Raw genomic sequence first — 26,158 nt, forward strand, 5'->3', positions numbered from 1 at the left:
TTCAGGCGCCATGCCGGCGCAGTTCACATTTGTCTCAACGCGAGTCTAGCCCGCTGTATAGGCTTCGAGTCCGATGGTTACCACGGTGGCGATCTCGTCGCCCACGCTGGCGCGGAACTCGCGCTCGGTCTGCGTCACGGCGCGGCGGAAGGCGTCCAGCCAGGCCAGCCCGTCGGCCGTGAACAGCACGCGCCGCGCGCGCGCATCGAGCGGGTCGGGGCCGCGCGTGACCAGCCCCCAGGCCTCGCACTGGTCGACCAGCGTGCCCATGGCCTGCTTGGTCATGCCGGCGCGCTCGGCCAGTTCAGTCAGGCGCGAGCCCTCGCGCGCCAGGTGCCGCGTGATGTGGATGTGCGCCGCGCTCACCTGCGCGCGCGCCGCGAGGTTCGACAGCGCCAGCGGCACGTCGATGTCGTGCGCCATGAGCGCCAGCACGCGCTCGTCGAAACGGCGCATCGCATGGCCCAGCAGGCGGCCCAGATGGGTCTGGCGCCAGGCGTCGGGATCGGTGGGAAAGGCGGGGTCGGCCATGGCCTCAGATGGTAAGGCAAACTGACTTTAAAGTGGGTTTGCGAAACGCCACGAGCCCCTACACTACTGTTCAAGCATCCAGCCTGTGGTTAAAAGCAGATGGATGAACCCCGACACAAACCGTTGATATTCAAGGAGATTTCCACATGGACGCAGTCGTCAAGGGCGCAAGCATCTCGGTCGCCAACAGTGAAAAGGCCAAGGCCCTGCAGGCCGCGCTGGCCCAGATCGAAAAGCAGTTCGGCAAGGGCACGATCATGCGGCTCGGCGAAGGCGAGGCGCTCGAAGACATCCAGGTGGTCTCCACCGGCTCGCTGGGCCTGGACATCGCCCTGGGCGTCGGCGGCCTGCCCCGTGGCCGCGTCGTTGAAATCTACGGCCCGGAATCCTCGGGCAAGACCACGCTCACGCTGCAGGTGATCGCCTCCATGCAGAAGCAGGCCGGCACCTGCGCCTTCGTCGACGCCGAGCACGCACTCGACGTGCAGTACGCCCAGAAGCTCGGCGTGAACCTGTCCGACCTGCTGATCAGCCAGCCCGACACCGGCGAGCAGGCACTCGAAATCGTCGACTCGCTGGTGCGCTCGGGCGCCGTCGACCTGATCGTGGTCGACTCGGTGGCCGCGCTCACGCCCAAGGCCGAAATCGAAGGCGAAATGGGCGACTCGCTGCCCGGCCTGCAGGCCCGCCTGATGAGCCAGGCGCTGCGCAAGCTCACGGCCACGATCAAGAAGACCAACTGCATGGTCATCTTCATCAACCAGATCCGCATGAAGATCGGCGTGATGTTCGGCTCGCCCGAAACCACCACCGGCGGCAATGCGCTGAAGTTCTACGCCTCGGTGCGCCTGGACATCCGCCGCATCGGCACCATCAAGAAGGGCGACGAGGCCATCGGCAACGAAACCAAGGTGAAGGTGGTGAAGAACAAGGTCAGCCCTCCGTTCAAGACGGCCGAGTTCGACATCCTGTTCGGCGAAGGCATCAGCCGCGAGGGCGAGATCATCGACATGGGCGTGAACGCCAAGATCATCGACAAGTCGGGCGCCTGGTACGCCTACAACGGCGAGAAGATCGGCCAGGGCCGTGACAACGCCCGCGAGTTCCTGCGCGAGAACCCCGACCTGTCGCGCGAGATCGAGAACAAGGTGCGCGAGTCGCTGGGCATTCCGCTGCTCGCGGCCGATGCCGGCAGCGAACCCGAGAAGGCCGAGAAGCCCGCCAAGGCATCGAAGGCCGACAAGGCGGCGGAGTAAGTTCGAGATAGGCGGCCTTCGCGCAATGCGTGGGCCGCGTGAGCGACCCACCACCCCCGAATGGCCTTCAGCGCCCCCTCCCTCAAAGGCCGCGCCCTGCGCCTCCTGAGCCAGCGCGAGCATTCGCGCGCGGAGCTGGAGCGCAAGCTGGCCAAGCACGAGGAAGAGCCCGGCACGCTGGCCCAGGCGCTCGACGAGCTGGCCGCCAAGGACTTCATCAGCGAGCCGCGCGTGGTCGCCTCGGTGCTGCACCAGCGCGCCGCCCGCTCGGGCGCGCTGCGCGTGAAGCAGGAGCTGCAGGCCAAGGGCATCGCGCCCGAAGCCATCGCGCAGGCGGTGGCCGGCTTGCAGGAGACCGAAGTCGAGCGCGCCACGGCCCTGTGGCGCCGCCGCTTCGACGCGCCACCCGCCGATGCGAAGGAGCGCGCGAAACAGATGCGATTCCTGATGGCGCGCGGTTTCTCGGGCGCCGTCGTGTCCAAGGTGCTCAGGAGCGACTTCGATGACCCAAGCGACGACCCCAACGGCGAATGAAGGCGACGCGGCCCTGTCCCGCGTCATCACCCAGCGCGTGCACTGCGAATGGCGCGACGCCTATGCGCTCGCGTCCGACCCGAAGCGGCTGCCCGACTGGGCCAGCGGCCTCGCGAAGAGCGCGCTGGTGCCGCACGGCGACCACTGGATCGTGCGCACGCCCGAAAGCGGCGAGGCCCGCATGCGCTTTGCGCCGCCCAACGACCTGGGCGTGCTCGACCACTGGGTGGCGCCCGAAGGCGTGCCCGAGGTCTACCTGCCGTTTCGCGTGATCGGCGTGGCGCCCGGCGTGTGCGAGCTGCAGTTCACGCTGCTGCGCCAGCCGCACATGGACGATGCGGCCTTTGCGCGCGATGCCGGATGGATCGCGCGCGACCTGCAGGCCCTGCGCCGCCTGCTCGAGGCGGGCTGAGCCCGGCCTGGCTTACTCGGTGGCCGTGACGTCGTCGGCCAGCGGGTTCTCGGCCTTGTACGCGGCGATGTCGCGCACATTCTTCTGCACCGCCACCGCGCCGAACAGGCTCAGCAGGAAGGCCATGGCGTAGAAGCCCTTCTCGCTCGCGGCCAGCGAGGCGTTGAACAGGCCCACGGCCAGCAGGCCCACCGACAGCAGCAGCGAGACCCAGCACAGGCCGAAGTAGATGCCGGTGACCGAGATGCCCTCGAGCCGGTCGCGCACCGTCTTTTGCAGCGACACGGCCGAGAACAGGCCGTACATGAGGATGGTGAAGTAGTAGCCCTTCTCGTTGAGCTGCATCGCGGCATTCCACAGCCCGAGCAGGTACACGATGGCGCCGATGATCAGCGCGGCCCAGGATGCGGCGACGAATGCGCCGGTCGGTTTCTGAAACTTGACGGTTCCCATGACGATCCTCCTCGTTGTTGTGTGGCGCGATTATGGTGCGGGAAGGCGGTGGCATGATCGCCAGCGACCGGCCTCGCAGGAGGCGGCTTTTCAAAAAAACCGGAGGAACCCTTCATGTCGTCGCCGCCCGCCCACCCGCAGTCTCTCGTTCGCACCGGCGCCAAGGCCGGCTTCGCCTTCGCCGGCTCGGCCATCAAGGGCGCGTTGATCGGCCTGTTTCTCGGCGGCGGCGTGTTCTTCTACTACCTGAGCCAGCTGCAGGGCCCGGGCATCCCGGCGGCGCGCGCCGGTGGCGCGGGCGCCATCCTGGCGCTGATCATGTCGCCGCCGTTGCTGGTGGCCGTGCTGCTGTCTTTGTTCGTCGGCGTGTACTTCCTGCTCGGCGTGCAGCGGGGCCGCGCCCGCGCGATGCAGCACCTGGTCGCGGCGCGCGGCGAGGCCGTGTCGCAGCGCCTGGGTGACGCCATCGCGGGCCGCATCGAAGCCATGCCGCGCACGCACGGCGGCCTGCAGCGCGTGGCCGACTGGCTCTCGCCCGACGCCCTGTGCCAGCAGCTCGCGCCGGTGCTAGGCGAAGGCCGGGCCGTGCGCGCGGTGGTCGGCTTCGTGCTGGGCCGCCTGCCCCTGAGCGACATGCTGGCCGAGTGGCAGCAGGAGCGTGCCGCGCACGGTGCGACGACGCCGGCGACGGGCGAAGACCCCGCGTTGCGCGCCCTGCTCACGCGCCGCATCCACGAGGTGCTGCAGGAGATGGCGACGCCCTCGCGCAAGCTCTTCTACATCGCGCTGGCCGCGCAGGCGGTCCTGCTGGGCGTGGGGCTGTGGCTCGTGCGCTGAGCCCGACCGTCTTCGTTGGTCTTGAGGCGTGCAGCTGCTGCGGCGCTGACGCCTCGGCGACAATCAGCGCCCGCGCGGGCCTTGCGGTGTGCGCGGCCTCCATGCCTGCCTGTCTCCCCTGCCCCCCGCTTTCATGATCGTCCGGAAACGCCCGTCCGGGCTCAAGCTGTTTCTGTCCTGGCGGGGCTCCGTCCTGCCGCGCATCGCCGCGGCGCTGACGCTCAACGTGATCGTGGCCATCGTCGTCACGGTGCTGCACGGGCGCTTCGGCTCGATCAAGATTCCGCTCGGCACCGTGCCCTTCGCGCTGCTCGGCCTGCCGCTGGCGATCTTCCTGGGCTTTCGCAACACCGCGGCCTACGACCGCTTCTGGGAAGCGCGCAAGCTCTGGGGCGAGGTGATCCTGCGCTCGCGCAACCTGGCGCGCCAGTGCCAGAGCCTCATCGACGGCGATGCGCCGGTGAACGCCGGCGCCGACACCGTCCGCCGCCTGGACGACCTGCGCGTGCGCATGACCTTGCGCGCCGCGGCCTTCGCCCATGCGCTGCGCCACCAGCTGCGCGGCACCGACGCCGCCAGCGACACCCAACCCTTCCTGCGCGAAGCGGAGTGGCAGGGCCTCACGCAGGTCGCCAACCGGCCGCATGCGCTGCTGATGCACATGGGCGCCGACCTGCGCGAAGCGCTGCGCGCGCGACGCATCGACCCGGCGCTGGCGGCGGGCGTCGACGGCACGCTGTCGGCGCTGAGCGCGGCGGCTGCATCGTGCGAGCGCATCCTCAGCACGCCCATTCCCTTCTCGTACACCCTGCTGCTGCACCGCACGGCGTACCTGTATTGCTACCTGCTGCCCTTCGGGCTGGTGGACTCGGTCGGGTTCATGACGCCGGTGGTGGTGCTGATCGTGGCCTACACCTTCTTCGGTCTGGACGCGCTCGGCGACGAGATCGAGGAGCCCTTCGGCACCGAGTCGAACGACCTGCCGCTCGAGGCCCTGTGCCGCACGCTCGAGATCGACCTGTGCCAGTCGGTGGGCGCCCCGGCGCCGGCGCCGCTGGTGCCGGTCGACTACTTCCTGCGCTGACACCCGCCGCGCGCGTGGTGCCGGCTTTTCTTTTTCCTGCCTGACGAAAGAAAGACGTTTTGTCCCCCATGCCGCACGAAGACCGCATCCGCCTGCCCGCCCTGCGCAGCAGGATCACCACCGCCGAGGCCGCCGCCGAATGGATCCGCGACGGCATGGTGGTCGGCATGAGCGGGTTCACGCGCGCCGGCGACGCCAAGGCCGTGCCGCTGGCGCTCGCGGCCCGCGCGCGCCGCGCGCCGATGAAGATCACGCTGATGACCGGCGCCTCGCTGGGCGGCGACGTGGACCGCCAGCTGACCGAGGCCGGCGCCATCAGCCGGCGCATGCCGTTCCAGGTCGACACCGTGCTGCGCCAGGCGATCAACCGCGGCGAGGTGATGTTCATCGACCACCACCTGTCGGAAACGGTCGAGATGCTGCGCACGCGGCAGATTCCGCCGATCGACATCGCGATCATCGAGGCGGTGGCCATCACCGAGACCGGCGCGCTGGTGCCGAGCACCTCGATCGGCAACAGCGCGAGCTTCGCGATCCTGGCCGACAAGGTGATCGTCGAGATCAACACCTCGCAGTCGACCGCGCTCGAAGGGCTGCACGACATCTTCATTCCCAAGCACCGCCCGCAGCGCGAGCCGATGCCGCTGGTGGCGCCGCACGACCGCATCGGCACCAGCGCGATCGAGATCCCGCCCGAGAAGATCCTGGGCATCGTCATCACCGACAAGGCCGACAGCACCTCCACCGTGCTGCCGGCGGACGCCGAGACCGCGGCCATCGCGGCGCACCTGGTGGCCTTCTTCGAGCGCGAGGTGGCGCAGGGCCGGCTCACCGAGCGGCTGCTGCCGCTGCAGGCGGGCATCGGCACGGTCGCCAACGCGGTGATGTCGGGGCTGGGCACGGGGCCGTTCGAGCACCTCACGATGTATTCGGAGGTGCTGCAGGACTCGACCTTCGACCTGTTCGACGCCGGCAAGCTGGACTTCGCCTCGGGCTCGTCGATCACGCTGTCGCCCGCGAAGGCGCGGCAGGTGTTCGGCGACCTGGAGCGCTACAAGGACCGGCTGGTGCTGCGGCCGCAGGAGGTGAGCAACCACCCGGAGATCATCCGGCGCCTGGGCATCATCGCGCTGAACACGGCGCTGGAAGCCGACATCTACGGCAACGTCAACTCGACCCACGTGCTGGGCACGCACATGATGAACGGCATCGGCGGTTCGGGCGACTTCGCGCGCAACGCCTACCTGTCGATCTTCGCGACCAAGTCGGTCGCCAAGCAGGGCGCGGTGTCGAGCATCGTGCCGATGGTGTCGCACGTCGACCATGCGCCGCAGGACGTCGACATCCTGGTCACCGAGGTGGGCCTGGCCGACCTGCGCGGGCTGGCACCGCGCGAGCGGGCGGCGGCGATCATCGCCAACTGCGCGGCCGAGCCGTACCGCGCGATGCTGCAGGATTACTACACGCGTGCTGTGGCGACCTGCGGCGGCCACACGCCGCACCGGCTCGAAGAGGCGTTTTCATGGCACGTGCGCTACCGCGACACGGGCACGATGCGGCCCGACTGAAAGCAAAAAAGGCCGGTCCTTGCGGGCCGGCCTTTCTCTTATCAGCGCTTGAAGCGGGGGCTCAGAGCGCCAGCATCAGCTTGAGGTTCTGCACCGCGGCGCCGCTGGCGCCCTTGCCCAGGTTGTCCAGGCGCGCGATCACCACGGCGTGGCGATGGTCCTCGTTCGGGAACACGCGGATCTCGAGTTGGTTGGTGTCGTTGAGCGCCAGCGCGTCGAGCTTGCCGTCGTCGGTCGGCGGCAGCACCTTCACGAACTGTTCGGGCGTGTTGCTCTTGGCATAGTGCGCGGCCAGGGCGTCCTGCAGGTCGCCGGCCTTGGGCTTGCCGGGCAGCAGGTCCAGGTGCAGCGGCAACTGCACCAGCATGCCCTGCTTGAAGTTGCCCACCGACGGAATGAAGACCGGGCGGCGCGTGAGGCCGGTGTAGGTCATGATTTCGGGGATGTGCTTGTGCTTCAGGCCTAGCGCGTAGGTCTCGAACAGCGGCGCCTTGCCGCCCTCGTAGTCCTCGATCATGGTCCGGCCGCCGCCGGAGTAGCCGCTCACCGAAGGCAGCGACACCGGGAAGTCGGCCGGCAGCAGGCCCGCGTCGACCAGCGGACGCACCATGGCGATCGCGCCGGTGGCGTAGCAGCCGGGGTTGCCGACGCGGTCGGCCTGGGCCACGGCCTGCCAGTGGCCTTCGACGAGTTCGGGGAAGCCGAAGACCCAGCCCGGCGCGATGCGGTGGGCGGTCGAGGCGTCGATGATCTTGGGCTTCTTGCCCGGGAGCTGGTCGATCAGCGCGACCGACTCGCGTGCCGCGTCGTCGTGCAGGCACAGCACCACGAGGTCGACGCCGGCCATGAGCTCGCGCTTGGCGGTCACGTCCTTGCGCAGCTCGGGCGCGATGCTCACGAGCTCGATCTGCGGCATCGTCTGCAGCCGCTCGCGAATTTGCAGGCCGGTGGTGCCGGCTTCGCCGTCGATGAAAACCTTGGCCATATCGGAGTATGCGTAGGGTGGCTAGAAGAAAGTACGTATTGACCGCAACCGCGCATCAAGTATTGGTGCGGCGCACCATGATACAGTCCGCGGTTGTTCGCCGCCCCCAGCCGTCAGGCTGCCGTCGCCCGCGAACAACAGAGCAGAAACAACAGTCTCACTCCCGATCTCCCGTTCTCAACCTCCTCCTTCCGAGAGACATCCCTCATGAAGATTCACGAGTACCAAGGCAAGGAAATCCTTGCCAAGTTCGGCGTGCCGGTGCCGCGCGGCATCCCGGCCTATACGGTTCAGGAGGCGGTCGAGGCCGCCCAGAAGCTTGGAGGCCCGGTCTGGGTCGTCAAGGCCCAGATCCACGCGGGTGGCCGCGGCAAGGGCGGCGGCGTCAAGGTCGCCAAGTCGATCGAAGACGTCAAGAAGCTGGCTGGCGAGATCCTCGGCATGCAGCTCAAGACCCACCAGACCGGCCCTGAAGGCCAGAAGGTGCGTCGCCTCTACATCGAAGACGGCGCCGACATCAACAAGGAATACTACATTTCGGCCGTGACCGACCGCGCCACCCAGAAGGTGGCGTTCATCGCTTCGAGCGAAGGCGGCATGGACATCGAGGAAGTGGCCCATTCCACTCCCGAGAAGATCATCACGGTCTACGCCGACCCCAAGGACGGCCTGACCGACGCGCAAGCCAAGGAAATCGCCGACGGCATCGGCATGCCGGCCGATTCGACCGCGCAAACGGTCGACATCCTGAAGAAGCTCTACACCTGCTACATGGAGACGGACGCCTCGCTGGTCGAGATCAACCCGCTCAACCGTGACAGCAAGGGCAACGTCGTCGCCCTGGACGCCAAGTTCAACTTCGACAGCAACGCGCTGTTCCGCCACCCCGAAATCGTGGCCCTGCGCGACCTGGACGAAGAAGACGCGGCCGAAGTCGAAGCCTCGAAGTTCGACCTCGCCTACATCTCGCTGGACGGCAACATCGGCTGCCTGGTGAACGGCGCCGGCCTGGCCATGGCCACCATGGACACCATCAAGCTGTTCGGCGGCGAGCCGGCCAACTTCCTGGACGTGGGCGGCGGTGCCACCCCCGAGAAGGTCACGGAAGCCTTCAAGATCATGCTGAAGAACAAGAACGTGGAAGCCATCCTCGTGAACATCTTCGGCGGCATCATGAAGTGCGACACCATCGCCACCGGCGTGATCGCAGCCTGCAAGGCCGTGAACCTGCAAGTGCCGCTGGTCGTGCGCATGAAGGGCACCAACGAAGTCGAAGGCAAGAAGCTGCTGGCCGAGTCGGGCCTGCCGATCATCAGCGCCGACACCATGGCGGACGCGGCCCAGAAGGTCGTGGCAGCAGTCAAGAAGGCCTAAGGAACAAGTCATGTCGATCTACATCAACAAAGACACCAAAGTCATCACGCAAGGCATCACCGGCAAGACCGGTCAGTTCCACACCGAGAAGTGCCAGGAATACGCGAACGGCAAGAACGCCTTCGTGGCCGGCGTGAACCCGAAGAAGGCCGGCGAGTCGATCTTCAACATCCCGATCTTCGGTTCGGTGAAGGAAGCCGCCACGCAGACCGGCGCCACCGTGTCGGTGATCTACGTGCCGCCGGCAGGCGCCGCGGCCGCCATCTGGGAAGCTGTCGAAGCCGACCTGGACATGGCGATCTGCATCACCGAAGGCATTCCGGTTCGGGACATGCTCGAAGTGCGCAACAAGATGAAGGCCAAGGAAGCCGCCGGCGGCAAGAAGACCCTGCTGCTGGGCCCGAACTGCCCCGGCCTGATCACGCCCGACGAAATCAAGATCGGCATCATGCCCGGCCACATCCACCGCAAGGGCCGCATCGGCGTGGTTTCGCGTTCGGGCACGCTGACGTACGAAGCCGTGGCTCAACTGACGGAAATCGGCCTGGGCCAATCGTCGGCAGTCGGCATCGGCGGCGACCCGATCAACGGCCTGAAGCACATCGACGTGATGAAGGCCTTCAATGACGATCCGGACACCGACGCCGTCATCATGATCGGCGAAATCGGCGGCCCCGACGAGGCTGACGCAGCCCGCTGGTGCAAGGACAACATGAAGAAGCCGGTCGTCGGCTTCATCGCCGGTGTCACCGCCCCTCCCGGCAAGCGCATGGGCCACGCCGGCGCGCTGATCTCGGGCGGCGCCGACACGGCCGAAGCCAAGCTCGCCATCATGGAAGAGTGCGGCTTCACCGTGACGCGCAACTTCTCGGAGCTGGCCAAGCTGCTCAAGGGCAAGCTGTAAAAAGCACACGCACCGCTGGCGGCATTCCCGCCGCTCGCATTACCACGCAGAAATGAAAAAGCGCCCGCATTGAGTTGCGGGCGCTTTTTTAACTACAACACAGTGGAATCAGAGACATGGAACTTCTTCAAAGCACGGACTTCTGGATCGGTCTGATCAAGATCGTCTGGATCAACATCATCCTCTCGGGCGACAACGCCGTCGTGATCGCCATGGCGGCGCGATCGCTGCCGCCCGCGCAACAGAAAAAGGCCGTGCTGTTCGGCTCGGGCGCGGCCGTGGTGCTGCGCATCGTGCTGACGGTGGTGGCGGCCAAGCTGTTGGCGCTGCCCTACCTGCAGATCATCGGCGGCGCCCTGCTGCTGTGGATCGGCCTGCAGTTGCTCAGCGAGGAAGACGAAGGCGACGGCGAGTCCAAGGAATACGGCAGCATGTTCGCGGCCGTGCGGACCATCCTGCTGGCCGACCTGGTGATGAGCCTGGACAACGTGATCGCCGTGGCGGCCGCCGCGCAAGGCAGCATGGTGCTGCTGGTGTTGGGCCTGGCCATCAGCATCCCCTTGGTGATTTTCGGCAGCACGCTCATGATCAAGCTCATGGAACGCTTCCCGATCATCGTCATGCTGGGCGCCGCGCTGATCGGCTGGGTCGGCGGCGAGACCATCGTGAGCGACGTGTCGCTGCACGAGGCGCTGGCGGCCAACCCCTGGATGCACTACGTGGGCGCGATCGCCGGCGCGGTGCTTGTCGTGGCCCTGGGCCGCTTCCTGCAACGGCGCGCACGCGCTGCTGCGCACTGATCCCTTCAAAAAGCGAGCGCTGACAAACGATGGCAGGTGTTGGCGTTTCCCTTTTCTCCAGTCGACCGGCGCTGAGCTGGGAGTTTGCGGCGCTGACCGATGTCGGGCGCCTGCGCGCTCACAACGAAGACGCTGTGCACGTCGACCCGGCCCTCGGCCTGGCGCTGCTGGCCGACGGCATGGGCGGCTACAAGGGCGGCGAGGTGGCCAGTGCCATGGCCATTTCGCTGATGCACGCGAGCTTCGGCCGCTGGTTCGCCCAGGCCGGCATGCAGGCGCCCGCCCGCGTGGTCCGGCGTGCGCTGCAGGCGGCCACCGACGAGGCCAACGGCGCCATCCTCCAGGCGGGCATCACCCACGAAGAACTGCGAGGCATGGGCACGACCCTGGTGCTGGCGGCGTTCCGCCCCCAGCGCGTGGTCGTCGGCCACATCGGCGATTCGCGCTGCTACCGCCTGCGCAACAACAAGCTGGAGCAGCTCACGCGCGACCATTCGCTGCGCCAGCAGCAACTCGACGCGGGCGCCATCACGCCCGAAGAGGCCCTGAACTCCCCCACCCGCAACCTCGTGACGCGGGCCGTGGGCGTGGAAGCCCAGGTGTTGCTGGAGATGCACGAGCACAGCGCCAGGCCGGGCGACCTGTACATGCTGTGCTCCGACGGGCTCAGCGAGATGGTGCCGGATGCGCAGCTTTTCACGCTTTTGAGCCGTGATCTCGGGCTGAAGGAGATGGCTTCACTTTTGGTTGCAATTTCAAACGACAATGGCGGACGGGATAACATTTCAGTTGTTCTGGCCAAGGCGGGCGTCAGCGAAGCGACCCGCGGGGCCATGTAGCAGCCAACCCAGGCGGCGGACCGTTTGCGCCGCCTGACGGTGCTGGATCTTTGCAAACGGGGAGTAATCGGCCATGCCGAAGATGATCATTTCGGTCGATGGCGTCGTCATCGGCCAAGTGGCGCTCGCCAAGAACCGCACGACGTTGGGCCGGCGCGCCTACAACGACATCGTGATCGACAATCTCGCCGTCAGCGGCGAGCATGCCGTGCTGCACATGAGCGGCGGCGAAGTCGAAATTGAAGATCTCAACAGCACCAACGGCACCTACGTCAATGCGCTGGCCGTCCAGAAGCAGGCGCTCCAGGACAACGACGTCATCGAGGTCGGCGGCTGCCGCATCCATTTCCGCTCGCACAGCAACCTCATGGCCGGCCCTGGCTCCGTGCGGGCCTCGCTCTCCGAGTATTCGGCGCCGATGCCGCTCTCGTCGGCACCCACCGAATCGGGTGCGCTGGTCGAGCTGGGCGTGCCCGTGCTGCGCGTGCTCTCGGGCGCCAACGAAGGCCAGGACGTCCCGCTGCAGAAGGTGGTCACCACCATCGGCAAGCCCGGCGTCGCCGTGGCCGTCGTCACCCGCCGCCGCCAGGGCTACGTGGCGGCCACCGTCGTCGGCAGCGTCACGCTCAACGGCGCCCCGCTGGGCGCCGAGGCCGTCGCGCTGCAGGAAGGCGACGTGCTCGAACTCGGCGGCGCCTCGCGCATGCAGTTCGTCCGGATCTGAGCCGCTTCCGGCGCCCCGCTCCGCCCCCCGTTTTTTTGCCGGCAGGCATCTGTTGTCCAAGGCTGACCAGCCATGAGCGCATTGCGGCGGCACTGGCCGCGCATCGCCATCACGCTGCTACCGGTGCTGCTGGCGCTGCTCCATGCCACCGGCGCCTGGCGGCTGGGCGTGATCGAGCACCTGGACCACCTGATCTACGACGCCCGCCTGCGCGCCACCATGCCGGGCACGCCCGACACGCGGGTCGTGATCGTCGATGTCGACGACGCCAGCCTGGCGCGCGAGGGCCAGTGGCCCTGGCCGCGCGACAAGATCGCCAGCCTCACGACGGAACTGCTGGCCCGCCAGCACGTGGCCGTGCTCGGCTTCGACGTGATGTTTCTTGAGCCCGATCGCAGCTCCGGCCTCGGGCGCTTGAAGGAGATCGCAGCCGGGCCATTGAGCGGCGTGCCGGGCCTCGCTGCCGAGATCGACCAGCTCGCCCCCACCCTCGACCACGACGCCACACTGGCCCAGGCCCTGCGTGGCCAGCCCGTGGCGCTCGGCTACTACTTCACCCGCACCGAACAGCCCAGCGCCAAGGGGCTGCTGCCGGCGACGCCCGTGCTGCCACCCGACGCCTTTCCGCCCCATGCTTCCTTCGTCACGCTCTGGAACGGCTTTGGCGCCAGCCTGCCGGTGCTGGGGCGCGCGGCGCCGGTCGCGGGGTTCCTGAACACCCTGGTCGGTGACGGCAGCGACGACGGCGTGATCCGCAGCGTGCCGCTCATCGCCCGCTACGAAGGCGAGCATGCGTCGCCCGGGCACTACGAGTCGCTGGCGCTGGCGGTGTACCGGCTGGCGAACGGCTCGCCGCCCGTGCGGCCGGCGCTCGTGGCCGGCGACGGCAACTTTCCGCGCCTGCAGGCGCTGGTGCTGGGGTCGCTGCGTATCCCGGTCGACCAGAGTGCCAGCCTGCAGGTGCCGTTTCGCGGCCCCGGCGGTCCGCGCGCGGGGTCGTTCCGCTACGTGGCCGCTGCCGACGTCCTCGAGGGCCGACTGGCGCCGGGCGAGTTGAAGGACAAGATCGTGCTGCTCGGCGCCACCGCGCCCGGCCTGCAGGACCTGCGAGCCACCCCGGTCGGCGCGGCGTTCCCGGGCGTCGAAGTGCACGCCAACATCGTCTCGGGCCTGCTCGACCGGCGCCTGCTGGCCGTGCCCGACTACGCGCCGGGCTACGAAGTGCTGACCGTGCTGACGGCGGGGCTGCTGCTCGCGTTCGGGCTGTCGCTGCTGTCCGCATCGCGCGCCGTGCTGTTCGGCGCCGGCGTGGTCGCCGCGCTGGTCGGCCTCAACACCTGGCTCTACGTCGGCCATAGCCTCGTGCTCCCGCTGGCGTCGGCGCTCGTCATGGTGGCGCTGGCCTTCGCGCTCAACATGAGCTGGGGCTACTTCGTCGAATCGCGCGCGCGGCGCGGGCTGGTGCGGCTCTTCGGCACCTACGTGCCGCCGCAGCTGGTCGACGAAATGCTCGTGCGCCCCGGCCGCTACAGCATGCGCGCCGAGAGCAAGGAAATGACCGTGATGTTCTGTGACATGCGGGACTTCACCCGGCTGTCCGAGCAGATGGCGCCGGCCGAGCTGCAGGCCTTCCTGAACACCGTCTTCAGCCGGCTCACCGAGGTGATCAGCGCGCACCGCGGCACCGTCGACAAATACATGGGCGACTGCGTCATGGCCTTCTGGGGCGCACCCATCGACACCCCCGGCCATGCCGCGCTCGCCGTGCAGGCGGCGATCGACATGGCGGCCGCCGTGCACGACATCAACCGCCAGCACCGCGCCAACGGCCGCCCCGAAATCAGCGCGGGCATCGGTTTGAACAGCGGCCTCATGAGCGTCGGCGACATGGGCTCGACCGCGCGCCGCAGCTATACCGTGGTCGGCGACGCGGTCAATCTCGCGTCCCGGCTGGAGGGCCTGAGCGGACACTACGGGGTCGAGATCGTGGCCAGCGGCACCACCCGCGAGGCGGCGCCCGGCTTCGTCTGGCAGGAACTCGACAGCGTGCGCGTCAAGGGCAAGGCCCAGGCCGTCGCCATCTACACCCCGCTTGCGCCGGAAGCCACAGCCGAGGCGCAGGACACACGGCAGCAACTCGACCGTTGGAGCCAGGTGCTCGCCGCCTACCGCCGCCAGGATTGGGCGCTGGGCCGGAACTTGCTGGCTCCCCTGCTCGCCGCGGATGCGAAAAAAGTCCTTTACCAGCTCTACGCCCAGCGTTTAGCCTCGATGGCGCTTCGCCCGCAAGACCCGGACTGGGACGGCGCCACCCGGTTCGACACCAAATGACGACAGACGCATACAAGGGGTCTTCCACAATGCAGGTTCGCGTGCTGGGTTGCTCGGGCGCCATCGCCAAGGACTGCCGCACCACCTCGTTCCTGGTCGATGCGGACCTGCTCGTGGACGCCGGCACGGGCGTCGGCGACCTCACCCTCGACGAGATGGCCGCCATCGACGACGTGGTGCTCACCCACTCGCACCTCGACCACATCGCCGCCCTGCCCCTGATGCTCGACGCCGTCGGCAGCCGCCGCGCCCGGCCCCTGCGCGTGCATGCATTGGCCGCCACCATCGACGCGCTGCGGGCGCATGTATTCAACAACGTCATCTGGCCGAATTTCGAGCGCATTCCCAGCCCCGAATCGCCGTTCGTGAGCTTTCACGAGATCACCGTCGGGCAGCGCCTCGAGCTGGGCCGCGACGCCCCCAAGCTGATCGAGGTGCTGCCGGCAGTCCACACCGTGCCGGCCTGCGGCTTCGCCATCCGCCGGGCCGAAGGCGGCGCTCACTGGGTCTTCAGCGGCGATACCGAGCGCAACCCGCCCTTCTGGGAGCGCATCAACGCGATCGACGTGGCGATGCTGGTCATCGAGACGGCCTTCAGCTCCCGCGAGGAGGCCTTGGCCGAACGCAGCCTGCACCTGTCGCCGGTGGCCCTGGCGCACGAGCTGGCGCAGATCGATCCGGGCAAGCAGTACCCGATCTACATCACCCACACCAAGCCGGCGGAGACCGAAGAAATCATGAGCCAGATCGAGATGCTGGCGGGGCGGGAGGTGGCGGGCTTGGCGCAGCGGGACATCCGCTGGCTCAAGGCGGATGGGGTGCTGACCTTCTGACAGGGCCTGGTCGGGCATGACAAATTTGTCGACACAATTGGCATCTGAGTGCGAGTTGTGTCACATCATGTAACCATCTTGTGACCAAAGGCGGCCCGATCGAGGGCTGCAGAGTGGGGAAACCGGGTGGCACGGATGCTGCGGAAGGTTCCTCGCTCCGGGCTGGTTCCCGGGCTCTACAAACCAACCTGGAGTTAATGAATGAACCGTCGTTCTATCGCACGCAATGTGCAAAAGGGTTTCACCCTGATCGAATTGATGATCGTTGTGGCGATCATTGGTATCTTGGCTGCTGTGGCGCTGCCGGCGTATCAGGACTACACCATCCGTGCGAAGGTTTCCGAGGCAATTCTGGCGGGCTCTGCGTGCCGCACGAGCATCACTGAGACCGTGCAAAGCGCGACCGGTGCTTCTTTGCCTGCTGCCAACAACTGGGGTTGCGAGCAAGGCAGTGCGTCGAGCGCCGCCACGAAATATGTCCAATCTGTCGCGACCACCAATACTGGCGTGATCATTATCACGACGACAGCTGCTGCCGATCTCAAGGGTGCCTTGAGCAAGCAAATTTCGATGACGCCCTCTACCAGTGCGACTGCAGTTGCTGCGCCCACGCCGGGGGGGACCATCAATCGCTGGATTTGCGGTCCGTACACAGCGGGAACTGCAATCGATCCCAAATACCTGCCGGGTTCGTGCCGCGGCGGATAATCTAGATAAAAAGAAAATGGCGTGCAATTTGCACGCCTTTTTTTATGGAAAAAATCTCCCGATACTCGATGCTATGGCTGGGGTGTTTTTTGCCCCTTGCATATCTTTTGCCGAATCATTATTTGCCATGGCTAACATTCCATCAGGAAATGATGGCGGGAGTTGCTTTTTTTCCGTTGTTGGCTGTTTCGTTGATCGACTCAGCGCGGACTAAACATCCACTGGCTCTGATTGCAGTGCTTGTTCTTGTTGCGGTCCCTTTGATTCAGTTTTTAGTTGGAAAGGTTTTTTATTTTTCCGATGCCTTTGTCGCGGCTCTATACCTGTTAGGGGGGGGGCTGGCTTTTTTCTTTGGAGAGCGATTTTTATCCAGATTCAATGCTTCCAAGGAAAATAAGGGGGTGACGCTTCTTTTTTTTGCTTTTTTAATATCTTCTGTTGTTTCTGTTTTCATTCAGTTGCATCAATGGCTGGGATTGGGGTGGCTTGGGGTGTTTGTCATTGACCTGCGCTCCGGTGGGCGGCCATATGCAAATATGGCTCAGCCAAATCAGCTGGCGACATTGCTTCTTCTCGGGCAGTTGAGTCTGATATATCTGTATGAAATCAGGAAGGCCAGTGCCACTTTTTTGTTGTTTATAAGCGCAATACTTTCATTTGGATTGGCGCTGACGCAATCTCGGAGTGCATTGATTGCAGGGGTTTTGATTTCATTTTCATGGCTACTTTGCCGAAAAAGAGTAAAGGCAAAGATATCAACCCAAGGTGTGCTGATTTCATTTTTGTTTTTCTCGTCGGCATTTTTATGGCTGACAGGGATTAATAAAATCTTACTCCTTGATGTAGGTCAATCTTCATTGGTTGATCGCTTTGGTTCGGATTTAAGGTTGGAGATATGGCATCAAATGATTGATGCAATAAGCCGAGCACCCTGGTTCGGCTACGGATGGAATCAGGTGCCAATTGCCCAGCAAGTTGTCGCAATGGATCATCGTGCACTGCATATATACCTTGAGTCGGCGCACAATATTTTTCTTGATTTGATGCTTTGGATGGGGATTCCAATCGCAGTGGGTATGGTTTTTCTTTTATTTATTGGGGCTAGGCGCGGAATCGGGTTGGCGAAAAGTTCGACGCAACTAACTTTGCTTCTGGCGGTGGCGACAATTTTTTTCCATGCTCTCTTCGAGTATCCGATAAATTACTTGTATTTCTTGTTGCCGGTAAGCTTGATCGCGGGTGCCGTTCTTGGTAAGGAAATGAAGTCGGCCAAACCGAAATTTACATGGCTCGTGGCTTCATTGCGGAGTTTTTTTTTCGGAGTTTCCCTTTTGATTGCTTGGGGTGCCTTTTTGCTGGTATCTGAGTACTTTCACTGGGAGCGCACTTGGAGTGAGCTGCAATATCAGGCTGCAGGCATAGGTGAGAAAAAAGAAATTTCCCTGCCCTCCACCCAGATGCTAACTGGCTTTTTGGAGGTGGCTGAAGTGGTAAAAATGGAGCCCATGAGCGGCATTCATCCAGAAGAAATTGAAAGGGTTCGAAAAGTTTCTGAGCGGTACGGGTGGGGGAATTTATTATTCAAGTACGCACTAATCTCGGGACTGAATGAGATGCCTGTAGAGTCCAAGAGAGCGCTTAAGTTGATGTGCGCGGTGAGCTCTATAAAATACTGTGCGCAAGCTAAATTTGATTGGCAAGGGTGGCGAAATATTTACCCCGTGCTTTCGAGTTTTGATGATTTGAATTCGAAGTTGGAGCGATAGGGGTTCGTTGATTACCTCGAGAGCGGTGATGTGGCTGCTTTTTATCTTCGAATAAGGACCTATTCATTCACATTCGAGATTTCATAGCTTTTCCTCTCATGGTTGAACGTATCGTTCCACGTCTCGTGCCCGACCGACCTCGGAAATCGAGTCAATGGCGACAGCATCATGCACATCCACTGCGTTGGCTGAGGGCATTCACGACCATCGACGAGCATTCTGGAGCCAGCTTTGGCTAGATACATCTGGACGACACGCTGAACTCTAGCGATCGAGTTCTCAAGACCCTCTTCTCACTTGGCTAGCGAAAGGCCCTGTCGCCTGCCTGATCACCGCGCGCGGTTTTGCCAACCCTGGAAGAGAAGCTCGATAAGCGCACGACGTCAGGTGCGTTTTCTTCCGAGGGGCTATCTTCAGTGAACCAATGGCGCGTCTTTGCGAGCTGCCTGCGCGAGACTCGCCCGGGACCTGCGTCTCAGCATCGCTACTCGTCTGAGGGTGTCCCCGAATCTTTGGGGCAAGCCTCCTCTTGATGCAAGTCAACACGCCGGTCCGATTTCGACGTCCGTAGCGCAGATCCGTCGCCAGACGGCCGCTACTGAGCGACATACGGCGTCGCTTGAACCTGAGCTTCCAATAGCATTTGGGTTCACAAAAAGACACGTTTCTAAAAAAATGCAACCTACCCTCGCATGTCAGGTGAGCCCGGACGCCTCGGGGAGCGCCGGCGTTGCTCCGCCGGCTGCCGAGTTGGCCCGCGTCGATGCGAGGCGACGAGCAACTATCGGCAATGGATCCAGCGCAAAAGCTAGCTCGAACTCATGTTTGTAACGCGCCGTCTCAACGCTCAATGGATGCGGAGCCCTTATAGTCAGCAGGGCCTGACAGCTATCGAATTGCTCGTCACACTTGCCATCCTGGCGATGTTGGTCGGCATCGCCGCCCCTTCGATGTCGCGCTTCATCGCCCAGTGGCGTGCTTCCAATACCGTCAATGCCCTGACCGGCTCGCTGCGCATTGCACGTACGGAAGCCATCGCGCGTGGACGCCCGGTCGTCGTGTGCCGGGTGGCGTCCAGCACGGCCACTGCCTGCGAGACCTCTGCAGGCGCAAAAGGCTACGCCAGCGGCTGGATCGTGTTCGTCAACAACGATCGCGACGCCAACAACGACTTTTCTTCGACGAACGGCGATGAGCTGTTGCTTCGCCAGGTGGCGCCCCCCGGCATCGCGAACATCAAGCTCAAGACGGCAGGGCGCTTTGTTTTCCTGCCCAACGGCCTGCTGAACGGCACTGCCAATGGCATCGACATCGACGCCACCGGCTTCAGCAGTGCCAGCGCCACGCCGTGGGCGCGTAAGGCCCTCTGCATCACCAAGCCCGGTCGCGTCCGTTCCGTAGCGAATGCGTCCGACTGCGACAGCAACGAGGGATGAGGTCAACCGACAGTTCGGCCGCGCCCAGACAGCCCCGCCCTCTCTTCACGGACATGAAAACCCACAACAGACAACGAGGCGCCACCCTCATCGAGGTGCTGGTGGCCATCGTCATCCTGGCCGTTGCCCTGTTCGGCATGGCGGGGCTCACGTCCTCGGCCATCAAGTACAACCAGTTCTCCCGCATGCGGGCCACCGGCTTGAGCCTGGTGACCGATTACACGGAGCGCGCTCGGGCCAATCTTGAAGGCTTCGCCAACTACGCCAACACCGCGGCCTATACCGCCAGCACGCGTTCAGCCGCCACGAGCGACCCCACGGAGGCGCCGGCGAGTTGCCAGGTCGACACTTCCAACCCCACCAACCCCATCAACACCTGCGGCGCGGCCATCGCGAACTACGACAAGTCGCAATGGCTCACCAACGTTGCCAACCGGCTGCCGGGCGGCACCGCGTACGTCACCACCGATCTGACGGACGCGCCAGCGGGCGTGAATGGCCTGCCCGCCACCCGTGTCCTGAATATTTGGCTGATCTGGACCTCGATCCAGGAGGGTGAGGGCTTTCGGCAATCACAGCCCTGTCCCAAGGGCGCCAACATCTCCGAGGCGGCCTTGGCTTCGGTGACCTGCATGTATTTCCGGGTCACGCTATGAAAAGAACCGCAGTCTTCCCGCAGCGCGCGCGGCATTCAGTCGCCGGCTTCACCTTGCTCGAACTGCTGATCGCGTTGACGCTCGGCCTGGTGATCCTGGCGTCCAGTCTCTCGATCTATGTCGCGTCCAGTCGGGGCAGCCAGATGTCCCAGGTCGAAACGCAGATGAACGAGGACGGCATCCTCGCGCTCAATCTGATCCAGCAGCAACTCAAGCAGGCCGGCTACTCGCGGCAGATCATTCCAGGCAACGGCGCCACCGTGATGGGCAACTACGCGGGCCCAGCCGTGCGTGGGTGTGACGGCGGCTTCACCGACGCCACCATCGCCGGCGCCTTCGGCAGTCTGGCGTGCAAAACGGGCAGCGGCAGCGATGCCATTGCCATCCGGTACGAAGCCACCACCGACAACACGATGCCTTCCACCGACAGCGCGCCGCTGGCGACGAACTGTGTGGGCACGGGCATCGCCGCGGTGGCGCCCTCGCAGGTCGCCCCGCCCACTACGCCCGCAGCCGGCAACTACACCCTGGCAGACAACCGCTACTCGGTGACCGACGCGAGCACGCAGCCCATGCTGTCCTGTCGCGGATCGGAAAAAAGCAGCGCCACAGCCAACACGATTGGTACCTCGCAACCGCTGCTGGCCAATGTCGAAGAAATGCAGATCCTCTACGGCGTGGCCAACCGCCCCAGCGCCGAACTTGCCGCCAGCTATGACCCCATGCGGCATCAGATCGTCGGTTATCTGACCGCCAGTGAAGTTGGCAACCTGACCAGTAGCGGCGTCCTGCCCGATCTCACCGAAGACCAGTGGGGTCGCGTGCTGAGCGTGCGCGTATGCCTGCTCATGCGCAGCGATCAACCTGTGAAGGACGCGCCTGCTGGTGGTACGTCATACAAGAACTGCAGCAACGTCGACGTCACCAGCAGCGACGGTTATCTGCGCAGGGCCTATATCACCACGGTTCTGCTGAGAAACCGCCTGATCATCCAATGAGCACCATGTCCTCCCACTATCACGGCCAGCGCATCTTCTTGGCGCGTTCTTCATGCCGGAAAGAGCGCGGCGTGGTGCTGGTCATCACTTTGATCCTGATCGTGATCCTGTCGCTGTTGGGCACCTTCGCCATCCGCAACGCGACCCAGAGCGAGCGCAGCATCAATGGCATCCGCTCGACCGAAGTGGCTCGCGAGGCCGCGGAAACCGCGTTGCGTTTCTGCGAACAGGTGGCCATTTTCGATGGCGACGGCAAGGACTACACCGAGTACTCCACCACGGGCCTGCGCGGCAAGATCATCACCACCACCATCGGCTCGGAGTTCGACCCTGCCGCCGAATGGCGCAAGAGTGCCAGTTGGACAGGCAACAACGTGATCAGCCTTCCGGCGGACTACTACAACAAGAAGCCCTCCGGCACCGACGTGGACTCCGCACAACTGGACATCGCGCCGCGCTGCCTGATCCAGAAGATCGAAAGCACGTCTACACCCAAGTTGACGGGTTACCTGATCACGGCCCGGGGTTTCGCCAACAACGCCAAGTTCGACAGCTCGACCGGGAAATCCACCCGGGGCGCCGAATCATGGATGCAGTCCGTGCTGTCGCGCAGCAGCTGAGTCCTACGTACCTGCCCATTTCAGCCATGACACACCCCTCTTTCGATTTCCGCCGGCCCCACCGTGGCTTCACCTTGATCGAAGTCATGATCGTCGTCGCGATCATTGCAATCCTCGCGGCCGTCGCGTTGCCGAGTTACCAGGAACATCTGCGCCGCTCCAAGCGCGCCGAGGCTCAAGCCATCCTGATGGAAGCCGCGCAGTTCATGCAGCGCTATTACTCGGCCAATGACCGCTACACCCTGAGTGCTGGGGGCTCCAGCGCCACTGAAACCGAGCAGAAGAAGGACGACGTCAGCATGCTCCCCGTGGGGCTGCGCAATTCGCCCAAATCGGGTGCCGCCAACTACATCATCGCCGTATTCGCGCCGGACACCACCCACAGCTACACCCTCAAGGCCACCCGTACCGGCAGCATGAGCGCAGACAAATGCGGCACGCTGACCTTGAACAGCCAAGGCGTGAGGGGCATGGAGAGTGCCGCCACGGGCCTCGGGGCTGCGGACTGCTGGAAATAGAAGTTCGCGCTTTTTTTGCCCCGTTTGCCCGACCCCGACACGAATGCCATGCACGGTCCGGATATGCAAGGCCGACCCGATACGCATGAACTACCCATGAGCCCCCTCTGATCGACAGGGAAGACAACATGAAAGCCATTCCTCAAGTTCTCGCTTCGACACCTACCCAAGCCAAACGCGCGCGATGGAGCCTGCTGCTGACAACCGTTGGGCTTGTCGCCGCCTGGATTTCGGCAGCTCTGGCTACTGGTGACGCACTAGCTGCCAGTACGCCCAGTCAGGCTCCGCTGTACAGCGCCGTGCCGGGCGCCAAGCCCAATCTGATGTTCGTGCTGGATAACTCAGGGTCAATGGCCTATGAATATCAAGATGAATATTCGGTCGATGACAATTGCAGGGGAGGGGAGCGAGGGTGTAGGAATAAGTATGGTTGGTATTCGATGCGATCAAGCAGCATGAATACGCAATATTACAACCCGGCAATTACGTATGTGGCCAGAGTGAACGCCGGAGGCACGCCGCAGGATAATCCGATCGTATTTGTTGACAATCAAGACAGTTGGAACATTACCCCTAGTCATTCGGCTTATACGAATCAGGATGACGCCAAGGAAAAAACATTCACCTATGTGCAATGCGTGAATAAAAATTGCTCAAGCTCCAGCAGAACAGTAATTGATGTGAGTTTTTCGTCGGGTCCAAGTACTATCTCTTTGCCTAGTGGACATAAGCGAACAGATTGCGGGGCGAATGTGACGACCTGCACTAAAGAGTTGGAAATAAAAAATATTTCCAATTGGTACCAATGGTATCGAAATCGTACACTTGCTGTTAGTACAGCCCTAGGGCTGGCGATGCAGAATTATGACAATAAATTTAGAGTGGGGTATGTCCAATACAATGCAAGCGGAAGTACTGAGGCGGCAACTAAAATTGTAAGTGGGGTTAATTATTTCAGAGATGAAAAAAATGACCCAACCAAAAATTGGAAGACAAAATTCTACAATTGGATCTATGGGGTGACCCCCAAGGGTGGTACACCAAGTCACAATGCATTGACTCTCGCAGCCAATTACTACGCCGGAAGTGAAACATCGACCTCCAGCGGAGCGCCTCTTACCAATGCTTGGAAAAATGACCCTGCAAGTTCAGTCAAGGTAGGCAGTGATGATCTAAGCTGCAGGCGCGCGTACGCGATCGTGTTGTCCGATGGTGCTTGGAATTGGGGTACTGCGAAAGGTGTCGCCACCAAATATTCCAATACGCAGGGCCCTAATTTTGATGGCAGGCCTTCGGGAAATGCGGCGACACTCCAATATGAGCCTACTGGAGCCCCCGGCTCAAATAGCAGCAATCCAGATTTAGTCAAGAAATTGGCAGCCCGAAATCTCTACATTCCCTACAGCGATGGTGGGATCAGCAGCAGGGGATTTGCTGATTTGACGGCGCGATATTTTTGGCATACAGATTTCTCCAAAGACCTTCTCGACAACGTTCCCGTTGTGGAAGGGCAGCGCAATCCCACGTTCTGGCAGAACATGACAACATTCACCATTGGCTGGGGATTGACGCCGTCGGGTGATGCGGGGGTGTCGACGAGTGGGCTGACTTGGGATCAGATCAACAAATACAACATTGCTTGGCTCGCAGGAAACACGGCTACGCAACCCAAGTGGGCTGGCAATGCCTCGAATGTCAATCTGAACGACGAATACACCAGTGACTCATTGCGAGTAGATGATTTTATCCGTGCCGGATATACCGGTGGCGGTCGTGCGTACAGTGTTTATTCGGGTGAAGACGTTCGCCAAGCGCTCGACAATGCGTTGAGCAGCATGGTGGGCTCTGGCAATGATGCTGGTGTGGCCGTGTCGGGCAATAGCAGCGAATTCCAGACGCTGGAAAATCAATACAAGTACACGACCGAATACCAGACGGCGGATAACAGTGGCGACATCAAGGCCTTTCGGTTGAACGCCAATGGTGGTTACGCTTCCGTGGTCGGTGGCAAGCCCGTGCCGGAATGGTCTGCCAATGCCAAGATGCCGGCGCTGACGAGCCGGAAGATTTTCACGCTGTCGGACTATGACGCCAACGCGCCCAGCCAGCAGGCCAGCAAGCGTGTGGAATTGACCTCCACCACGCTGCTGAGCAGTTTGCCGACAGATCTCAAGACGCTGCTGAACGTAAACAGTCTGCAGCCCACCGACAGCAGCTTCATCCGCTACCTGCTGGGTGAGGATCCGCAAAAAGATGTCAGTGGCAACATCTACCGCTCGCGCAAACAGCCGATTGGCGCCTCGGTCAACTCGCCGCCGGTGTTTGTGGGCGGGCGCATCGATATGGGCTACAACACATACGGCTCGGTCGACGGCAAGGACACCTATGCTGCCTACAAGAGCAACAAGACGTCGCTGCCTCCCACTATCTTTGCCGCCACCAATAACGGCAAGATCCATGTGTTGAACGCGGCCAAGACCGACACCACGCTGTCGGGCATCCCGGCTGGCACGGAGTTGGCTGAATTCATGCCCAAGGGGGCCATGGCCTCGCAGATTGATCTGGCTAACTCGAATTTCCGCTTCCGCTACACCTTGGACGGGCCACTGGTGGAGCACGATGTGTACGACAAGAACAATCTGACCCCCGGAGGCGGAGTTGCCTGGCGTCAATTGGTGCTGGGCACGGGCGGACGGGCAGGCAGCTTCATGTACGGCTTAGAGTCGCCCATGAACGCGGGTAACCGGACGCCGACCAAAGATCACTTTCTCTGGGAGCTGGATAACAAGACCACGGGATATGGCGATCTGTCCAACGTGACCAACAACCCCACCGCGGGGCAGTTGGACGATGGCACCTGGGTCATGCTGACGGGCAGCGGGCACTATCCAGCGACAGGCAAGCAGATCGGCCTGTACGTGGTGGAGGCGATCACCGGAAAACTCAAGAAATTCATCCCGCTACCGGCTGCGTTTGGCAACGCCGTCACCGACGGCAACCGCGGTCTGGGCGGTGTGGTCGCCGTGCGGGACACCAACCGCAAGATCGTGGCCGCCTATGCGGGCGACGCTAATGGCAACCTCTGGCGCTTCGATCTGCGCAGCTCGAAGTTCGTGGTGTCCTATGACCGGCCGCTGTTCACGACGCCGGGCGGCAAGACGCAGCCGATCTACGCCGCACCCACATGGCAGGTCCACCCCGGCGATGCCAGCGCCTGCACGTACAGCACCACCTCGCAGTGCGGCGCCATCGTGGTGGTGGGTACGGGCATCCTGCTCGACGAAGACGATCTGAAGACGCCGGCCACGAAGCAGGCCATCTACGGCATCTGGGACCAGACGCCAATCGGAGGCAACGACAAGGCAAGCTTCAACAAGGTTGTACTCACGGACCTGGTGGCGCAAACCATCGACACGGGCACGCTGAAGAGGGGAACTGGCGCCACTGAGGAAGGCAAGAATTTCTACCAGGTCAGTGCCAACCCCGTGGACTGGAAAACCAAGAAGGGGTGGCTGCTGAATCTGGGCGTGATCAACTACACCGGCGCCATGGCCAACGGTGAGCGGATCGTGGGCGACCTGGCCAACCTGGGAAGCAGCGTGATGATCACGTCTTTTCTGCCTGAGAGTAAGGACCTGGGCCTCGAGTCCTGCACGGCCACCGGCAGCCTGCCCAACATCATCTACGTGCTTGACGCATTGACGGGCAAGAACAAGTATTCCTTCGACGTCGATTCCAACGGCAGCTTCGATTTCTATTCGATCGTCTCCATTCCTGCTGGTGGCTTCACACGTGGCAACGTGAGTTCGCGCAACATGATCGGCCAGCCGAACGAAGGCCGGCCGGACCTGAGGCCCGATGTCGATTGCACCAACGAGACTGGCTATCTGACCGGGGTGGGCGGCACGCAGAAGGCCGGTGACGGCTGCTCGGCGCCCAAGGTCTGGCGCCGCGCCTGGAGGCCGGTGGTTTCGCCACCGTTCTGACGGCT

At 63.2% G+C, this 26,158-nt stretch carries 24 protein-coding genes; 21 read left to right on the plus strand and 3 right to left on the minus strand.

The features are described from left to right. Window positions 1–45: 45 nt before the first annotated feature. Complete coding sequence (locus AC57B8_RS22000) at window positions 46–531, minus strand: MarR family winged helix-turn-helix transcriptional regulator (RefSeq protein WP_062482795.1); 486 nt, start codon at window positions 529–531, stop codon at window positions 46–48. A gap of 146 nt (window positions 532–677) precedes the next feature. Between AC57B8_RS22000 and recA the strand changes: the two genes are divergently transcribed. The 3 genes from recA to AC57B8_RS22015 are packed head-to-tail and all read left to right on the plus strand — an operon-like array spanning window position 678 to window position 2,733. Then, on the plus strand, window positions 678–1,787 hold the full coding sequence (recA, locus tag AC57B8_RS22005; RefSeq protein ID WP_062482792.1) for a recombinase RecA: 1,110 nt from the start codon (window positions 678–680) through the stop codon (window positions 1,785–1,787). A gap of 60 nt (window positions 1,788–1,847) precedes the next feature. Then, window positions 1,848–2,321 (plus strand): recombination regulator RecX, encoded by a 474-nt coding sequence (recX, locus tag AC57B8_RS22010; RefSeq protein WP_070063296.1) that lies wholly within the window; start codon window positions 1,848–1,850, stop codon window positions 2,319–2,321. Further along, window positions 2,290–2,733 (plus strand): polyketide cyclase, encoded by a 444-nt coding sequence (locus AC57B8_RS22015; RefSeq protein ID WP_095747316.1) that lies wholly within the window; start codon window positions 2,290–2,292, stop codon window positions 2,731–2,733. The genes recX and AC57B8_RS22015 overlap by 32 nt, the downstream gene beginning before the upstream one ends. Before the next feature lie 12 nt (window positions 2,734–2,745). Here the strand turns inward: AC57B8_RS22015 and yiaA are convergent, their stop codons facing one another. Beyond that, a complete protein-coding gene (gene yiaA, locus AC57B8_RS22020) occupies window positions 2,746–3,186 on the minus strand; it encodes an inner membrane protein YiaA (protein ID WP_062482786.1) in 441 nt (146 codons plus the stop codon). Between the two features lie 114 nt (window positions 3,187–3,300). On the opposite strand from yiaA, the gene AC57B8_RS22025 reads away from it, so the two are divergent. From AC57B8_RS22025 to scpC, 3 genes are all read left to right on the plus strand, one after another. Then, window positions 3,301–4,023: a hypothetical protein gene (locus AC57B8_RS22025; protein ID WP_159274160.1), complete on the plus strand. Its 723-nt coding sequence runs from the start codon at window positions 3,301–3,303 to the stop codon at window positions 4,021–4,023. Window positions 4,024–4,156: 133 nt separating this feature from the next. Continuing rightward, a complete protein-coding gene (locus AC57B8_RS22030; protein ID WP_095747313.1) occupies window positions 4,157–5,107 on the plus strand; it encodes a bestrophin family protein in 951 nt (316 codons plus the stop codon). A 68-nt stretch (window positions 5,108–5,175) separates the two neighbouring features. Then, window positions 5,176–6,675: a succinyl-CoA:acetate CoA-transferase ScpC gene (gene scpC, locus AC57B8_RS22035; protein WP_496480767.1), complete on the plus strand. Its 1,500-nt coding sequence runs from the start codon at window positions 5,176–5,178 to the stop codon at window positions 6,673–6,675. 61 nt (window positions 6,676–6,736) lie between these two features. Here the strand turns inward: scpC and argC are convergent, their stop codons facing one another. Continuing rightward, the gene (argC, locus tag AC57B8_RS22040) at window positions 6,737–7,660 is read right to left on the minus strand and encodes an N-acetyl-gamma-glutamyl-phosphate reductase (RefSeq protein WP_496480768.1); all 924 of its coding nucleotides are present in this window, start codon (window positions 7,658–7,660) and stop codon (window positions 6,737–6,739) included. Window positions 7,661–7,867: 207 nt separating this feature from the next. On the opposite strand from argC, the gene sucC reads away from it, so the two are divergent. The 15 genes from sucC (at window position 7,868) to AC57B8_RS22115 (ending at window position 26,153) form a co-directional block, all read left to right on the plus strand. Continuing rightward, window positions 7,868–9,034 (plus strand): ADP-forming succinate--CoA ligase subunit beta, encoded by a 1,167-nt coding sequence (gene sucC / locus AC57B8_RS22045; RefSeq protein WP_062475330.1) that lies wholly within the window; start codon window positions 7,868–7,870, stop codon window positions 9,032–9,034. A 10-nt stretch (window positions 9,035–9,044) separates the two neighbouring features. After that, entirely contained in the window at window positions 9,045–9,938 is an 894-nt protein-coding gene (gene sucD / locus AC57B8_RS22050) for a succinate--CoA ligase subunit alpha (RefSeq protein ID WP_056575184.1), read from the plus strand. Window positions 9,939–10,054: 116 nt separating this feature from the next. Then, on the plus strand, window positions 10,055–10,738 hold the full coding sequence (locus tag AC57B8_RS22055; RefSeq protein ID WP_062475329.1) for a TerC family protein: 684 nt from the start codon (window positions 10,055–10,057) through the stop codon (window positions 10,736–10,738). Between the two features lie 29 nt (window positions 10,739–10,767). Next, the gene (locus AC57B8_RS22060; protein WP_070063289.1) at window positions 10,768–11,577 is read left to right on the plus strand and encodes a Stp1/IreP family PP2C-type Ser/Thr phosphatase; all 810 of its coding nucleotides are present in this window, start codon (window positions 10,768–10,770) and stop codon (window positions 11,575–11,577) included. A 73-nt stretch (window positions 11,578–11,650) separates the two neighbouring features. Next, on the plus strand, window positions 11,651–12,301 hold the full coding sequence (locus AC57B8_RS22065; protein WP_095747310.1) for an FHA domain-containing protein: 651 nt from the start codon (window positions 11,651–11,653) through the stop codon (window positions 12,299–12,301). A 72-nt stretch (window positions 12,302–12,373) separates the two neighbouring features. Next, complete coding sequence (locus AC57B8_RS22070; RefSeq protein ID WP_496480769.1) at window positions 12,374–14,632, plus strand: CHASE2 domain-containing protein; 2,259 nt, start codon at window positions 12,374–12,376, stop codon at window positions 14,630–14,632. A 29-nt stretch (window positions 14,633–14,661) separates the two neighbouring features. Beyond that, the gene (locus AC57B8_RS22075) at window positions 14,662–15,465 is read left to right on the plus strand and encodes a 3',5'-cyclic-nucleotide phosphodiesterase (protein ID WP_496482232.1); all 804 of its coding nucleotides are present in this window, start codon (window positions 14,662–14,664) and stop codon (window positions 15,463–15,465) included. A 201-nt stretch (window positions 15,466–15,666) separates the two neighbouring features. Next, a complete protein-coding gene (locus AC57B8_RS22080; RefSeq protein WP_496480770.1) occupies window positions 15,667–16,173 on the plus strand; it encodes a pilin in 507 nt (168 codons plus the stop codon). Between the two features lie 44 nt (window positions 16,174–16,217). Then, entirely contained in the window at window positions 16,218–17,939 is a 1,722-nt protein-coding gene (locus AC57B8_RS22085; protein ID WP_496480771.1) for an O-antigen ligase family protein, read from the plus strand. A gap of 821 nt (window positions 17,940–18,760) precedes the next feature. Next, complete coding sequence (locus tag AC57B8_RS22090; RefSeq protein ID WP_496480772.1) at window positions 18,761–19,375, plus strand: GspH/FimT family pseudopilin; 615 nt, start codon at window positions 18,761–18,763, stop codon at window positions 19,373–19,375. A gap of 53 nt (window positions 19,376–19,428) precedes the next feature. After that, complete coding sequence (gene pilV / locus AC57B8_RS22095) at window positions 19,429–20,031, plus strand: type IV pilus modification protein PilV (protein WP_496480773.1); 603 nt, start codon at window positions 19,429–19,431, stop codon at window positions 20,029–20,031. Then, window positions 20,028–21,029, plus strand: coding sequence for a PilW family protein (locus AC57B8_RS22100; RefSeq protein WP_496480774.1), 1,002 nt, complete (start codon window positions 20,028–20,030; stop codon window positions 21,027–21,029). The genes pilV and AC57B8_RS22100 overlap by 4 nt, the downstream gene beginning before the upstream one ends. Before the next feature lie 5 nt (window positions 21,030–21,034). After that, window positions 21,035–21,649 carry a PilX N-terminal domain-containing pilus assembly protein gene (locus AC57B8_RS22105; protein ID WP_496480775.1) on the plus strand — a complete coding sequence of 205 codons (615 nt, stop codon included), beginning with the start codon at window positions 21,035–21,037 and terminating at the stop codon, window positions 21,647–21,649. A gap of 26 nt (window positions 21,650–21,675) precedes the next feature. Continuing rightward, window positions 21,676–22,167: a type IV pilin protein gene (locus AC57B8_RS22110; protein ID WP_496480776.1), complete on the plus strand. Its 492-nt coding sequence runs from the start codon at window positions 21,676–21,678 to the stop codon at window positions 22,165–22,167. Between the two features lie 128 nt (window positions 22,168–22,295). Then, window positions 22,296–26,153: a pilus assembly protein gene (locus AC57B8_RS22115; protein WP_496480777.1), complete on the plus strand. Its 3,858-nt coding sequence runs from the start codon at window positions 22,296–22,298 to the stop codon at window positions 26,151–26,153. The last annotated feature ends 5 nt before the right edge of the window (window positions 26,154–26,158 follow it).

The organism is Variovorax sp. BGA-UO-ETr-C22 (genome assembly GCF_059567965.1).

What these genes read in the sequence shown, in the direction of transcription:
- AC57B8_RS22000 (WP_062482795.1), bottom strand. Translation starts at nt 531, where the DNA reads ATGGCCGACCCCGCCTTTCCCACCGATCCCGACGCCTGGCGCCAGACC.
- recA (WP_062482792.1), top strand. Translation starts at nt 678, where the DNA reads ATGGACGCAGTCGTCAAGGGCGCAAGCATCTCGGTCGCCAACAGTGAA.
- recX (WP_070063296.1), top strand. Translation starts at nt 1,848, where the DNA reads ATGGCCTTCAGCGCCCCCTCCCTCAAAGGCCGCGCCCTGCGCCTCCTG.
- AC57B8_RS22015 (WP_095747316.1), top strand. Translation starts at nt 2,290, where the DNA reads ATGACCCAAGCGACGACCCCAACGGCGAATGAAGGCGACGCGGCCCTG.
- yiaA (WP_062482786.1), bottom strand. Translation starts at nt 3,186, where the DNA reads ATGGGAACCGTCAAGTTTCAGAAACCGACCGGCGCATTCGTCGCCGCA.
- AC57B8_RS22025 (WP_159274160.1), top strand. Translation starts at nt 3,301, where the DNA reads ATGTCGTCGCCGCCCGCCCACCCGCAGTCTCTCGTTCGCACCGGCGCC.
- AC57B8_RS22030 (WP_095747313.1), top strand. Translation starts at nt 4,157, where the DNA reads ATGATCGTCCGGAAACGCCCGTCCGGGCTCAAGCTGTTTCTGTCCTGG.
- scpC (WP_496480767.1), top strand. Translation starts at nt 5,176, where the DNA reads ATGCCGCACGAAGACCGCATCCGCCTGCCCGCCCTGCGCAGCAGGATC.
- argC (WP_496480768.1), bottom strand. Translation starts at nt 7,660, where the DNA reads ATGGCCAAGGTTTTCATCGACGGCGAAGCCGGCACCACCGGCCTGCAA.
- sucC (WP_062475330.1), top strand. Translation starts at nt 7,868, where the DNA reads ATGAAGATTCACGAGTACCAAGGCAAGGAAATCCTTGCCAAGTTCGGC.
- sucD (WP_056575184.1), top strand. Translation starts at nt 9,045, where the DNA reads ATGTCGATCTACATCAACAAAGACACCAAAGTCATCACGCAAGGCATC.
- AC57B8_RS22055 (WP_062475329.1), top strand. Translation starts at nt 10,055, where the DNA reads ATGGAACTTCTTCAAAGCACGGACTTCTGGATCGGTCTGATCAAGATC.
- AC57B8_RS22060 (WP_070063289.1), top strand. Translation starts at nt 10,768, where the DNA reads ATGGCAGGTGTTGGCGTTTCCCTTTTCTCCAGTCGACCGGCGCTGAGC.
- AC57B8_RS22065 (WP_095747310.1), top strand. Translation starts at nt 11,651, where the DNA reads ATGCCGAAGATGATCATTTCGGTCGATGGCGTCGTCATCGGCCAAGTG.
- AC57B8_RS22070 (WP_496480769.1), top strand. Translation starts at nt 12,374, where the DNA reads ATGAGCGCATTGCGGCGGCACTGGCCGCGCATCGCCATCACGCTGCTA.
- AC57B8_RS22075 (WP_496482232.1), top strand. Translation starts at nt 14,662, where the DNA reads ATGCAGGTTCGCGTGCTGGGTTGCTCGGGCGCCATCGCCAAGGACTGC.
- AC57B8_RS22080 (WP_496480770.1), top strand. Translation starts at nt 15,667, where the DNA reads ATGAACCGTCGTTCTATCGCACGCAATGTGCAAAAGGGTTTCACCCTG.
- AC57B8_RS22085 (WP_496480771.1), top strand. Translation starts at nt 16,218, where the DNA reads ATGGAAAAAATCTCCCGATACTCGATGCTATGGCTGGGGTGTTTTTTG.
- AC57B8_RS22090 (WP_496480772.1), top strand. Translation starts at nt 18,761, where the DNA reads ATGTTTGTAACGCGCCGTCTCAACGCTCAATGGATGCGGAGCCCTTAT.
- pilV (WP_496480773.1), top strand. Translation starts at nt 19,429, where the DNA reads ATGAAAACCCACAACAGACAACGAGGCGCCACCCTCATCGAGGTGCTG.
- AC57B8_RS22100 (WP_496480774.1), top strand. Translation starts at nt 20,028, where the DNA reads ATGAAAAGAACCGCAGTCTTCCCGCAGCGCGCGCGGCATTCAGTCGCC.
- AC57B8_RS22105 (WP_496480775.1), top strand. Translation starts at nt 21,035, where the DNA reads ATGTCCTCCCACTATCACGGCCAGCGCATCTTCTTGGCGCGTTCTTCA.
- AC57B8_RS22110 (WP_496480776.1), top strand. Translation starts at nt 21,676, where the DNA reads ATGACACACCCCTCTTTCGATTTCCGCCGGCCCCACCGTGGCTTCACC.
- AC57B8_RS22115 (WP_496480777.1), top strand. Translation starts at nt 22,296, where the DNA reads ATGAAAGCCATTCCTCAAGTTCTCGCTTCGACACCTACCCAAGCCAAA.